General features: G+C 67.9%; 14 protein-coding genes. 1 reads left to right on the forward strand and 13 read right to left on the reverse strand.

Annotated elements, in window-relative coordinates:
- Window positions 1-2,019: calcium-binding protein (locus JNN06_RS13490; protein ID WP_291240112.1), on the reverse strand; the 2,019-nt coding region annotated here is incomplete at its 3' end.
- A gap of 422 nt (window positions 2,020-2,441) precedes the next feature.
- Window positions 2,442-3,185: a cell cycle transcriptional regulator TrcR gene (locus tag JNN06_RS13495; protein WP_291240113.1), complete on the reverse strand. Its 744-nt coding sequence runs from the start codon at window positions 3,183-3,185 to the stop codon at window positions 2,442-2,444.
- Between the two features lie 127 nt (window positions 3,186-3,312).
- Between JNN06_RS13495 and JNN06_RS13500 the strand changes: the two genes are divergently transcribed.
- Window positions 3,313-3,954 (forward strand): ribonuclease T2, encoded by a 642-nt coding sequence (locus tag JNN06_RS13500; RefSeq protein ID WP_291240114.1) that lies wholly within the window; start codon window positions 3,313-3,315, stop codon window positions 3,952-3,954.
- 64 nt (window positions 3,955-4,018) lie between these two features.
- Here the strand turns inward: JNN06_RS13500 and hypE are convergent, their stop codons facing one another.
- The 11 genes from hypE to JNN06_RS13555 all read right to left on the reverse strand — a co-directional run.
- Complete coding sequence (gene hypE / locus JNN06_RS13505; RefSeq protein WP_291240115.1) at window positions 4,019-5,059, reverse strand: hydrogenase expression/formation protein HypE; 1,041 nt, start codon at window positions 5,057-5,059, stop codon at window positions 4,019-4,021.
- Window positions 5,059-6,186, reverse strand: coding sequence for a hydrogenase formation protein HypD (hypD, locus tag JNN06_RS13510; protein ID WP_291240116.1), 1,128 nt, complete (start codon window positions 6,184-6,186; stop codon window positions 5,059-5,061). The genes hypE and hypD overlap by 1 nt, the downstream gene beginning before the upstream one ends.
- Window positions 6,183-6,467, reverse strand: a complete 285-nt coding sequence (hypC, locus tag JNN06_RS13515) for a HypC/HybG/HupF family hydrogenase formation chaperone (protein WP_291240117.1) — start codon at window positions 6,465-6,467, stop codon at window positions 6,183-6,185. Before hypC ends, hypD begins: the two co-directional genes overlap by 4 nt.
- Window positions 6,468-6,470: 3 nt before the next feature.
- Window positions 6,471-7,946 carry a sigma-54 dependent transcriptional regulator gene (locus tag JNN06_RS13520; RefSeq protein WP_291240118.1) on the reverse strand — a complete coding sequence of 492 codons (1,476 nt, stop codon included), beginning with the start codon at window positions 7,944-7,946 and terminating at the stop codon, window positions 6,471-6,473.
- Window positions 7,947-7,951: 5 nt separating this feature from the next.
- The gene (hypB, locus tag JNN06_RS13525) at window positions 7,952-8,782 is read right to left on the reverse strand and encodes a hydrogenase nickel incorporation protein HypB (protein WP_291240119.1); all 831 of its coding nucleotides are present in this window, start codon (window positions 8,780-8,782) and stop codon (window positions 7,952-7,954) included.
- Window positions 8,782-9,123: a hydrogenase maturation nickel metallochaperone HypA gene (gene hypA / locus JNN06_RS13530; RefSeq protein WP_291240120.1), complete on the reverse strand. Its 342-nt coding sequence runs from the start codon at window positions 9,121-9,123 to the stop codon at window positions 8,782-8,784. Before hypA ends, hypB begins: the two co-directional genes overlap by 1 nt.
- On the reverse strand, window positions 9,116-9,955 hold the full coding sequence (locus tag JNN06_RS13535; RefSeq protein ID WP_291240121.1) for a HupK protein: 840 nt from the start codon (window positions 9,953-9,955) through the stop codon (window positions 9,116-9,118). Before JNN06_RS13535 ends, hypA begins: the two co-directional genes overlap by 8 nt.
- Window positions 9,952-10,761 carry a [NiFe]-hydrogenase assembly chaperone HybE gene (hybE, locus tag JNN06_RS13540; protein WP_291240122.1) on the reverse strand — a complete coding sequence of 270 codons (810 nt, stop codon included), beginning with the start codon at window positions 10,759-10,761 and terminating at the stop codon, window positions 9,952-9,954. Before hybE ends, JNN06_RS13535 begins: the two co-directional genes overlap by 4 nt.
- Window positions 10,758-11,591, reverse strand: coding sequence for a hydrogenase expression/formation protein (locus JNN06_RS13545; RefSeq protein WP_291240123.1), 834 nt, complete (start codon window positions 11,589-11,591; stop codon window positions 10,758-10,760). Before JNN06_RS13545 ends, hybE begins: the two co-directional genes overlap by 4 nt.
- 15 nt (window positions 11,592-11,606) lie before the next feature.
- Complete coding sequence (locus JNN06_RS13550) at window positions 11,607-12,032, reverse strand: hydrogenase accessory protein (protein WP_291240124.1); 426 nt, start codon at window positions 12,030-12,032, stop codon at window positions 11,607-11,609.
- 6 nt (window positions 12,033-12,038) lie between these two features.
- A partial coding sequence (locus tag JNN06_RS13555; RefSeq protein ID WP_291240125.1) for a HypC/HybG/HupF family hydrogenase formation chaperone occupies window positions 12,039-12,315 on the reverse strand: 277 nt, incomplete at its 5' end.

The raw sequence follows: 12,315 nt of genomic DNA on the forward strand, positions 1-12,315 counted from the left end.
ATTGCCGCCGAACAGCCGGTCATCGCCCGTGCCGCCGTCGAGGCTGTCATTGCCCTCGCCGCCGTCCAGACTGTCGGCGCCATCCCCGCCCGAGAGGCTGTCATTGCCATTGCCGCCGAACACCGAGTCGGCGCCCGCGCCGCCATCCAGCCGGTCATTGCCCTCGCCGCCGATCAGGCTGTCATCACCGCCACCACCAAAGGCCGTGTCATCGCCGGTGCCGGTATCCAGCAGGTCAGAGCCTTCGCCGCCGTCAAGGCTGTCATTGCCATCGCCCGCCAGCAGCGTGTCATTGCCATCGCCGCCGGTCAGCGTGTCATTGCCGGTGCCTGCCTCCAGCCGGTCATGGCCCGCGCCGCCGTCCAGCCGGTCATTGCCATCGCCCGCCAGCAGCGTGTCCTGACCGTCGCCGCCGGCCAGCGTGTCATCGCCGGTGCCGCCATCCAGCCGGTCATCGCCGGCATCGCCGCTCAGGCTGTCATTGCCATCGCCGCCCCAAAGGCTGTCATTGCCCTCGCCGCCCGCCAGCGCGTCGCGCCCGGTGCCGCCGGTGAGGCTGTCATTCCCGGCCCCGCCCGCCAGCGCATCATCGCCATCGCCGCCGTCCAGCGTGTCATGGCCGTCGCCGCCCTCCAGCACATCCTGACCCAGACCGCCGAACAGCTGGTCATTGCCCTCGTCACCGAACAGCGTGTCCTGATCCGCGCCGCCGATCAGCGTGTCATTGCCGGTGCCGCCATACACCAGGTCATTGGCGGCGCGGGCATCCATGAAATCATCGCCACCGGCGCCATAAAAGACGTTGGTGAACACATCGCCCGAGATGCTTTGCCCGTCGAACCCATAGATCGTGTCGTTGAACTCCGACCCGATCACCCCGTCCACACCGTTCAGCCGGTCGCCCTGCGCATGGCCGCCATAGCCCTGCCCCGAGGCCAGATCGACCCAGATCGCCGCATTCGAGGCGCTGTAATCGACCGTGTCCTGATCCTCGCCGCCCACCAGCGAATCGGCGCCCAGACCGCCGATCAGCGTATCGTCGCCCGCGCCGCCAAACAGCGAATCCGCCGCCGTGCCCGCGCCGCCATCCAGCCGGTTGGCGCCGTCATTGCCGGTCAGGTTATCCGCGCCGGTGCCGCCGGTCAGGTTCTCCACATCATAGAAGCGGTCGCCATTGGCATCGCCGCCGGTGCCCTGCCCCGTCGCCAGCGAGGCGGTCACCGCGCCGGTCGAGGTCGCGTAATCCGCCGTATCAGTGCCCGTGCCGCCCCAGAGACTGTCCGAGCCGCTGCCGCCGGTCAGCGTGTCATTGCCCGCCCCGCCATAAAGCCGGTCGCTGCCCGCCCGCCCGTCCAGCCAGTTGTCGCCGCCATCGCCGGTCAGCGTATCGGCGCTGCCCGAGCCGATCAGGTTCTCGATGTCGCGCAGCGTGTCGCCCGCCGCATCGCCGCCGCTGCCCACGCCCAGAACGGTGGTGATGACGCCAAGGTTCAGCCCGCTGCCGGTGCCCGTCCCCAGCGAGACATTCACCCCCGAGGTCGAGGCCGAATAATCCGCCGTGTCGATGCCGTCACCGCCCTCCAGCACATCGCTGCCCGAGCCGCCCACCAGCGTGTCATTGCCGCTGCCCGCCAGCAGGCTGTCGCTGCCCGCGCCGCCGAACAGCCCGTCATCCCCGGCGCCGCCTTCCAGAATATTGGCCGAGCTGTTGCCGGTCAGCGTGTCATTGAAGCCCGAGCCCAGCAGGTCTTCGATGCTGTTCAGCACATCGCCCTGCGCATCGCCGCCGGTGCCGGTATTGCTGGTCAGGCTGACATTGACCGCCGCGCCCGAGGCCGAATAATCCGCAAGATCATAGCCCGCGCCGCCAAACAGGCTGTCGGCACCCGCGCCCCCGGCCAGGGTGTCATCGCCGCCATTGCCGACCAATTGGTCATTGCCCGCGCCGCCGAACATCTGGTCGGCAGAGCTGCTTCCGTTCAGGGTGTCATTCCCTGCGCCGCCGGTAAAGGTTGCCACGTCGATACTGCCTGTGCCTGTGCCCAGGGTTTTCCCCGGTGCGATCTGCTCACCGGCCAGAATACGGCAAGATTTTGGCAAAGTTTAATGAATTGCGGCGGGGGCGCGGCGAAATGCCGGGGGCCTGTTGCGCAAAAGCACAGGGGGGGAGGGGCCGGAGTCAGAAAACGCACCGCGTTTTCCCGGCCCTGTGGAAACGCCGCCGCAAGACCGCTCCAGCCCCCCTTCCAAAGGCCAGCGCCCGCCCGGTGGGTGCGATAGCACCCGCCCCCCGCAGGGCGGGCGCTGGCCGGTGGCTTCGGGCCACCGGCCCGATGTGGAAACGTTTCAACATGACCTCGGCGATGGCCTCGGCCATATCAAAAAACAAAAACCCCGGCCAAAGCCGGGGTCTTGCCAATCCATCCAACAAACGCCCCGCCTCAGCGGTCGTCGTCTTCCTCGTCATCCTCGCCCTGCGGCAGATTGAAGAAACTTTCCGCATCCGAATAATCGGCCGGATTTTCCTTTTCTTCCACTGCACCAAAACCGCCGATCCCGCCCAGCTCATCGCCCGAGCGCGCCTCGGGCGCCATGCCCAGCGATTGCTCGGTCGACACCAGCTTGCGCCGCTCGTCATCCGACATCACGCCGCCCTCGGCCGCCTTCTTGCGCACCGCCGCCTGCACTGCCGCATCCAGCTCCGATTGCTTGCACAGGCCCAGCGCCACCGGGTCGATGGCCTGCATGTTCTGGATGTTCCAGTGGGTCCGCTCGCGGATCGAGGCGATGGTCGGCTTGGTGGTGCCCACCAGCTTGCCAATCGCGCCATCCGACAGCTCGGGGTGGAACTTCACCAACCACAGAATCGCATTCGGGCGATCCTGACGCTTGGACAGCGGCGTATAGCGCGGGCCCCGGCGCTTGTCCTCGCCCACCGCCGCCGCGTTGAACTTCAGCTTCAGCTTGTAAAGCGGGTCGCGCTGGCCGCGCTCGATCTCGATCGGGTCCAGCTGGTTGTTGCCCACCGGGTCAAACCCCTTCACGCCGGTCGCCACATCGCCATCGGCAATGCCCTGCACTTCCAGCTCGTGCATCCCGCAGAAATCCGCCACCTGCTTGAAGGTCAGCGTCGTATTGTCCACCAGCCACACGGCGGTCGCCTTGGCCATCAGAGGTCTCGACATCAGGATCTCTCCTTTACAAATCTCTCCCGCGCCGGGAAAACGGCTGCAACCGGGCCGGTTGCGATTTCCACAATTTAGGGAATTCAAGGGCTGCTATACTGCGATTTCAGGGCGGGGGAAAGAGAAAATGCGTTCAATTGCTGGTGCGGTGCTGGCCGCCCTCCTGCTGCCCGCCCCCGTTCTGGCCGAGGGCGAGAAAGCGGGCGAGTTCGACTATTACGTCATGGCGCTCAGCTGGTCGCCCAATTGGTGCGCGCTGGAGGGCGACGGGCGCGGCGCGCCGGAATGCGAGCGCGGCGCCGGGCGCGCCTTCACCCTGCACGGGCTTTGGCCGCAATATGAGGAAGGCTGGCCCGATTTCTGCCGCACCACCCAGCGCGACCCCTCGCGCGGCGAGTCGGACAGCATGGCCGACATCATGGGTTCCTCCGGCCTCGCCTGGTATCAGTGGAAGAAACATGGCCGCTGCGCCGGGCTGCCCGCCCGCGACTGGTATGCCACGATGCGCCGGGCTTACGGTGCCGTTTCCATCCCCGAGGTGTTCGAGGGGCTGGACCGCCGCATCACCCTGCCCGCCTCGGTGGTGGAGGAGGCCTTTCTGGAGGCCAACCCCAATCTCAAGCCCGACCAGATCACCATCACCTGTGACGAGGGCATGGTGCAAGAGGTCCGGCTGTGCCTGACCAAAGACCTCCAGCCGCGCCGCTGCGGGCCGGATGTGATCCGCGATTGCCGGCTGAAAGACGCGGTGATGACGCCGATCCGCTGAAAAGCGTATCGCCCGTTACAGTTTGCCCGAATTTCCGGGGCAAACTGTATAGGCCGTTACCGTTTCAGCAGATGCGCGGCAATTGCTCGCCCACCAGCATATCGACGATGCGCTGCCCGCCAAAGGGCGTGCGCATCCGCACCTGGCCGGGATGATCCGCCACCGCGCGGCCAATGATCGCCGCCCCCCGCCCCTCGGGCCGCGCCTGCATCGCCGCCAGCGCCGCCGCCGCCTGATCCTCGGGCACGAACAGCACCAAGGCGCCCTCATTCGCAAGATATAGGGGGTCCAGGCCCAGAATCTCGCAAATACCGCGCACTTCCTCGCGCAAGGGCAGCGCAGTTTCGTCGATCACCACGCCGATTTGCGCCGCCTCCGCCATCTCGTTCAGCGCCGAGGCGAGGCCCCCCCGCGTCGCATCCCGCGCCGCCCTTGTGCGGGGGGCGGCGGCCAGAACGGCCTCCATCAAATGCCCAAGCCCTTGGCAATCCGAGGAAATCTCGCTCGACAGCGCCAGATCGCCCCTTGCCGCCAGAATGGTGGCCCCGTGATCGCCCAGCACCCCGTTCACCAACGCCACATCGCCGGGCCGGATGTTCACCGCTCCCAGATCTCGCGTGGGCGGGATCACCCCCACACCGGATGTTGTGATGAACAGCCCATCCGCCGCCCCGCGCCCGACCACTTTGGTGTCGCCGGTAACGATGGACACCCCCGCCAAAGCCGCCTCCCGCGCCATGCTCTGCACCACCCGGCGCAGCAAATCGACCGAACACCCCTCCTCAATGATGAACGCCGCCGACAGCCACAAGGGCCGCGCCCCTCCCACCACCAGATCATTCACCGTGCCGCACACCGCCAGCTTGCCAATATCCCCGCCCGGAAATTCCAGCGGCGTCACCACAAAGCTGTCGGTGGTGAAGGCCAGCCGCGCCCCGGGCTCGGCCAGGGCCCCCATCTGCAAGCGCGCCTGATCCTCGCCCGAGCCGGGGCCGAAGGCGGGCAGGAACACCGCCTCGATCAGATCGCGCATCGCGCGCCCGCCGCCGCCATGCGAAAGCGTCACCTGAGCATCGCGCAAGGGTTTGAAATTGCTGTGATCCATCACCCTGCCGCCCGCATTCCACCATATTGCCAATAGGCCGCGCAGGCCCCTTCGGAGGACACCATCAAGGCCCCCAGCGGCATATCCGGCGTGCAGCCCTTGCCGAATTGCGGGCAGGCGGTCGGCTTCATCCGCCCCGTCATCACCGCCCCGCAGGCACAGCCCTCCGGCTCTGGCTCGGGCGTGGCGCCATAGCCGATGCCGAATTTCACCTCGGCATCAAAGGCCGCATAGGCCCGCCGCACCCGCAGCCCCGAGGCGTCGATCTCGCCCAAACCGCGCCAGGCGAAACTCGGCCGCCGCTCGTAAACATCCGCAATCGCCGCAAGGCTGACTGGGTTGCCATGTTCCGGCACCACGCGGGCATATTGGTTTTCCACCTCGGCCCGGCCTTCAGCGATCTGATCCAGCACCATCAGCACCGATTGCAACAGATCAGTGGGTTCAAACCCCGCCACCACGATGGGCTTGCCAAAGTCTTGTGCAATGAAATCATAGGGATGCACCCCGATCACCATCGACACATGCCCCGGCCCGATAAAGCCGTGCAGCACCATATCCGGGTCGCCCAGCAGGGCGCGGATCGGCTCCGGCACCGTGATATGGTTGCAGAACACGCTGAAATTGCCCAATCCCTCGCGCGCCGCCTGCTGGATCGCCAGCGCGGTGGACGGCGTGGTGGTCTCGAAGCCAAGGCCAAAGAACACCACCTCGCGGTCAGGCAGCCGCCGCGCCAGCGCCAGCGCGTCCAGCGGGCTATAGACCATGCGCACATCCGCCCCCGCCGCCTTGGCCTGCAACAGCGACAAGCGCGTGCCGGGCACCCGCATCGCATCGCCAAAGGTGGTCAGAATTACGCCGGGGCGGCGCGCGATCTCGATGGCCTCATCCACCCGCGAGCGCGGCAGAACGCAGACCGGGCAGCCGGGGCCATGGATGAACTCGATCCCCTCATGCACCAGCTTATCCAGACCATAGCGGAAGATCGAATGGGTATGACCTCCGCATATCTCCATGATATGAATGGGATTTTCCTTGGTGGCGCCAATCGTGTCAGCACGCCCGGCAATCGCCGCCAGCAGCGCGCGCGCGGCCTTGGGGTCACGAAATTCCGAGGCATATTTCATCGCGCCAGCTCCTCATCCGAAACCGCCATCTGCTCCAGCGTCTCCTGCGCCTCGCCCAGATCGCGCAAGGCCTCCAGCGTGCGCGCGGCCTCCTCGGCGTCGATCCGGCTCATGGCAAAGCCCACATGGATCAGCACCCATTCCCCGATCAGCCCCTGCAACGGCCCCTCGGCCACGCAGGCCACATTGACCTCGCGCCGCACGCCCGAGACCTCGGCCATCGCCATCAGCCGCGCCTCATCGGTGATCGCCGTGATCCGGCCCGGAATCCCCAGACACATCGCTCAGTCCTCCTCCTCATCCGCCACCAGCCGCCCCGAGGGATCGGTGATGCCATAGCGCTCCAGCTTGGCGCGGAGCCCCACGCGCGACAGGCCCAGTTCTCCCGCCGCGCGGCTTTTGTTCCAGCGGTGCCGGGTCAGCGTCTCGCGCAGGATGCGCATTTCGATCAGCTCCACCCGGTCTTTCAGCGTGCCATCGCCCGTCAGCACCGCCTGCGCCGAGCGATCCGCCCCCGCCTCGCCCGGCGGGCCTTGCAGGATCGGGCGCGAGATCAGCTCTGCCCCCAGCACGCTATCCTGCGCGAAAATCAGCATCCGTGTGATTTCATTGGTCAATTCGCGCAAGTTTCCGGGCCAGTCATAGCTTTCCAGAAACTCCAGCGCCGCCGGTTCAAAGCCATGCGCCAGCTTGCCATGCCGCGCCGCCACCTCGGCCAGCACATGCTGGGCCAGCACCGCCAGATCGCCGCGCCGCGCCCGCAAGGGCGGGATCGGCAGGTCCGCGACCGAAAGCGCATAGTAAAGATCGGGGCGAAACTGCCCCTCGGCCACCAGCGCCGCCAGATCGCGATGCGAGCCCGCCATCAGCCGCAAATTGGTGGTCACGGTTTCCTGCCCGCCAAGGGGGGTAAAGGCCCCCTCGGTCAGCACCCGCAGAAGCGCCAGTTGCAGCGCCGGGCTGAGGCTGTCAACGCCCGAAAGATAGAGCGTGCCCCGGTCGGCCTTCTGAAACAGCCCGATGCGATTGGCGCCCATCACTCCACGTTTGGCGCCCAGCAGCTCTGCCGCCACAAGATCTTCGGGCATCCCGGCCAGCGACAGCGCATAAAACGGCTTGTCCGACCGCAGCGAGACCATGTGCATGGCCCGCGCCAGTTGCGCCTTGCCGGTGCCCGGCTCGCCCGTCAGCAGCACCGGCACGTCAAAGGTGGCGAATTGCCGGGCCGCGGCCAGCACCGGGTTCAAGGGCGAATGCGGCGCGCGCAGGATGGTTTCAAACCCCATCCCCTCGCGCAGCGCCTTGCGGCGCTTTTCCAGCCGGGTTTCCGAGGTGGTGGTGAGGTGCCGCATCTCCAGCGACAGCCGCTCATTCTCGCGCGCCAGCGTGAACAGCCGCGCCGCATTGCGCACCACCATCAGCAGGTGATCGGGGTGCCACGGCTTTGCGATGAACTGATGAATCCCCGCCTCGTTGATCGCGTCGGCCATGGCGCCGGGGTCGGTATAGCCGGTGATCAAGAGGCGCACCGTCTCGGGCCAGCTTTCGCGCAGGGTGGTCAGGAACTGCACCCCGGTCTCGCCCGGCATGCGCTGGTCACAGATCACCACCTGCACCCATTCCTCGGCCATCAGCGCCGCCGCCGCCGTGGTGTCGCTGGCGGTGAGAATCTCGAACTCATCCTCCAGCGCCATGCGCATGGCGGCGAGCGAATGCGGCTCGTCATCGATCAGCAGCACATAGGGGCGCGGGCTGGCCATCCGGGTCAGGCTCCCAGCGTTTTGGCGGCAAGGCCCGCGCGCAGCCAAGCAAGCCACGCCTCCATGCCCTCGCCCGTCCGGGCCGAAACGCGCAGCACGGTCAGCGCAGGGTTCACCCGTTTCAGGTTGGCCTCATAGGCCATGAGGTCCGCATCGCAATGCGGCGCCAGATCGGTCTTGTTCAGGATGGCGAGCCGCGCGGCGGTGAACATATCCGGGTATTTCAACGGCTTGTCTTCGCCCTCCGTCACCGAGAGGATGGCGACCTTGGCATCCTCGCCCAGATCGAACCCCGCCGGGCAGACCAGATTGCCGACGTTTTCGATGAACAGGAGCGAGGCCGGTTCCAGCGCCAGCGCCGCCATGGCGCCGCCCACCATCTGCGCATCCAGATGGCAGCCCTTGCCGGTGTTCACCTGCACCGCCCGCGCGCCGGTGGCGCGGATGCGGGCGGCGTCATGGTCGGTCTGCTGGTCGCCCTCGATCACCGCGAGGGGGGCCGCACCAAGCGCCTCAATGGTCTTGCACAGCAGGGTCGTCTTGCCCGACCCCGGCGAAGAGACCAGATTGACCGCAAAGGCCCCCAGCCCCGCCAGCACCTGCCGGTTGCCCGCCGCCAGCGCGTCATTCTTGGCGAGGATCGAGGTTTCCACCTCGATCAGCCGCGCCTGCGACATCCCCGGAACCGAGACGCCCGCCGCGCCAAGCCCATAGTGATGCAGCCCGCCCGAGGGCGCCGGGTGGTGATGGGCCAGCCCGAAGCGATGCGCCTCGTCATGGCTGACCTTGCGCCCGTCCAGCGTGACCACATCGCCGCATCCGCACACCGTACACATCACAGCACCTCCATATCCTTGATCCGCATCTCATCGCCGCCCTCTGGCAGCAGCTTGCCGCCGCCGCACAGCGGACAGGGCGCAAGGCGGTGGTCGATCTCCACCGCCACGCCACAGTCAAAGCACTGCGCCCGGCCCGGCAGGTCCAGCATCTCCAGCCTGGCACCCTCGGCGGGGCTGCCGCGCATCACCACGTCAAAGGCGAAGGCCAGCGCCGGTTTCTCGACGCCCGCAAAGCGCCCGATTTCCAGCCGCAGGGTGGTGACGCGGGCAAAGCCGTGCTGGCGGGCCTGATCTTCCACGATCTTGCGAATGCCCTCGCAGAGCGACATCTCATGCATGGGCGGCCCCCTCCAGCTGCAAGGCGATGCAGGGGTCCAGAATATCGACCAAAAGCGGCGCAAGGCCAGCCCTGTCGGCAGGCAGGGTGGCAAGGCTGGCCGCCAGCAGGCCGCCGGGCATCAGCAGGTGATCGGTCGGCGTGGCGCGGTCAAATCCGGTGACGATGCCACCTGCCACCCGCAGCCGCAGCGCGCAAACCCCGCGCGAACAGGGCACCAGCGCCGTGCCATCGGGCAGGCGGAGGGGGCTGGGCATCTGGCCCAAAGCCAGCGCCTCCAGATCCAGCACCCGCGCCACCAGATGCGCCAGGGGGCCATGGCCCTGCGCCTGCGCGGCCCGCAGCCGAGGATGCCCGGCATGGCGGCTGGCAAGGCTGTTTTCACTGGGGGTTTTGGCAAAAGGATCAACCATCGCAGGCAGTTGGCTGACCGCCTCGCCGGGGGCGAAGGCCTGCGCCACGGCGGCCATGACCGGCGCGGCAAGGCCCGGCACCGCCTGTTGCAGCGCCGCCCCGCCCTCGGCCCAGCCTGCGGGCAAAGGCTGCACCGGCAGGCCAAGCCGGCGCGGCAGATGCAGGCAGAACTTGGCCAGATGATCGCGGATCATGTCGCGCCGCAGCGCCGCCGGATCGGGCGCGGGCTGATCCAGTGCCATGGCGAGGGCTGTTTCCTGCACCGACCGGCAGAGGCCAAACAGCGCGGGCAACAGCCGCGCCACCTCCTCCACCCGCCGCCCCAGCATCAGCCCCGCCACCGGCGCCTGCGCGCCAAGCCCTTGAATCGCAAGGCCATGGCCCTGCGGCACAAGTGCCAAGCGCGCAGGCCCGATCATTCGCTGGCCCCGGAAGGCTGCGACAAGCCGCCGGTCAGCACGGCGCGGCGGGTGGGCTGCGGCTCGATCTGAGGTTCCGGCGCGGCTTCGGGGGGCGGCGCCAGTTCGGCCTCACGCGCGGCGCGAATCTCGGCGGCGCGGTCGGTCTCCTCCAGATTTTCGCCATTGAACAGCTCGGCCATCACCGCCTTGGCGACCTCGACCGCCTGCAACTGGCTGGTGAAATCGGCCATGGGCGAGAACAGCGAGCAGGCCTTGTAGCCGCCCACCATCTCGCGCGTGTTGTGCAGAAATTCGTAGGCGCCAGAGGGGAAGCCGATCACCTCTTTCTCGCCGGGTTTCAGCCCTGCCCAATCCTGCCCCTCGCCGGGCAGCAGGATCAGGTTCATGAACCAGGGCGCGATCAACACACCCAAATAGCCCTCGCCATGAGCGCGAAAGCCCACGGCCTCGACATGCAGCGCCTGATTGATGATCGGCACATCGCGCATCTTGGCGTGATAGACCTCGCGGAAATCGGCCACCAGCAGCGCGGTCCGCGCGCCGATCAGCGCCGCCTCGCGCATGGCCTCCGACCCCGGATCTTCGCGCACGATGAATTGCGCCTTGGGGGCATCGCAGCCCGGGCAGGTCCAATCCTCCGGCAGGGCGGTGAAGGGCGTGCCGGGCAGCACCTGCCGGTAATCATCGCCCTCCGCCGGGTCATAGGTCGTCCAGCAGATCTTGCATTCCATCAGCGCGCGCGGGCTGATGCGGTCATTGGCACCCAGATAGGAGCCTTCAAAGCCAGCACGCGGCGCGCTCATCGGATCGCCTCCAGCACTTCGCGCAGACGCCCGGCGCTGTCGGCCAGATCCTCGGGCGCGGCGAGGGCGACCTCGGGCATGGCCGTCACCTCGAAGGTGTCGAGGATCAGCACCTCCATCGAGTTGAAGAACTGCACCCGCCAAAGCTGCGGCACGGCGGTGGCGGTGATGCGGCAATTGCCATAGCCGCGCGACAACAGCGTGACCGCGCCTTCGCCAAGCGCCTCGGCCAGCCAGAGCAGGTCTTCCTCGGTATGGGGCAGCAGCGTCAGGTTCACCACATGCAGATCGGCGGGGCCGCGCCAGGCGGCGGCCTTGTCGGTCAGCTCGGCCAGAATGGCGGGGGCATTCACAACGCCCGGGCCGCGCGGCGCCTGCAAGAGCCGCGCCGGGCGCTGCGGCTGGAAGGCCCGCGCCAGCGCGAGAGGCGGCATCGGCGCCACTTCGGCGCGGTCGATCCCGGCGCCATTCAGCACCCAGACCCCGGCGAAAACGCTTTCCTGCATCGCCACCGCAGGCACGCCGCGCGCCCGCACCGACACCTCGCCCTGCCCCAGCGTCTCGGCGATCAGGGCGCGGTTCGGGGTATCCAGACCCGCGAGATCGAAGGCTTCGGCCGCCCCGCCCGCCGCCACGCGGTCGCAGGCGGCGGCGATCTGGCCCAGCAGGGTCAGCGCCGGGGCCAGCGGGCCGGTCTCTGCGATGTCGGGCAGGTGCATGTCATAGGTGCGCATCCCCGAGGGCAGCGGCAGCCAGTCGAACCCCTCGCCCTCATCGGGCTGCGAGCCGGGGCCGAACCCGCTGGGCGGCAGGTGGAAATTCTGGGCCATCTTCGTCTCCCCCTCTCAGCGCGCGAGCGCAAGGATATGGCTGGTGCGGATCATGTAATCGTCCCAGTCGCGGATCTTCTCGATGGCGCCCAGAAACGCGCCTTCGCGGAAGAACAGATAGCCCGGCGCCTTCAGCGCGCGGTGGGTCTCGCGCAGGGTGGCCTCGATGGCATCATCGACCAGCGCGCAATCAAAGGCATGCTGAAAGGCCATGCGCAGTTCCGGCAGGATCACGGCGGCATCGGCGGTTTCAAGGTTGCGCTGCGGGTCGCCGGGGATGAACAGGCAATGCGCGCCGGGGCGGGCGGTGAAGGCCTCGGCCTCGGCCAGCGTGGTCAGGCGGGGCCAGCCCAGCTCCTGCTCCAGCCGCGCCAGCAGCGGATGCGGGCCAGCGGGGCGCGGCGGGGCGAAGGCCAGTTCGTGCGGGTGGTGATCATGCATGACGGGTCAACCTGTGCTGCGGCCCGCCTCCAGCGCGGCCTGAAGATGCGGGGGAAGGCTGGGGGGGCGGGCCTCCAGATCGGCGAAGGCGGCGCCCAGATCGCCCCCCGCCATCAGCGCGCGCAGGCCCTGCAAGGCGGCCAGGATCAGCGCGGCGCGATCCGCGCCGATGACCTCATGCGCCGTGCCCAGAAAGCACAGAACCCAATCGCCGGGCCGGGCCTCGGGTGTCAGGCTCAGATCCACCAGCCCCTCGGCGGTCTGGCCGGCAATACCGTCAACC

The organism is Gemmobacter sp. (assembly GCF_016792925.1).
Taxonomy (GTDB): domain Bacteria; phylum Pseudomonadota; class Alphaproteobacteria; order Rhodobacterales; family Rhodobacteraceae; genus Gemmobacter.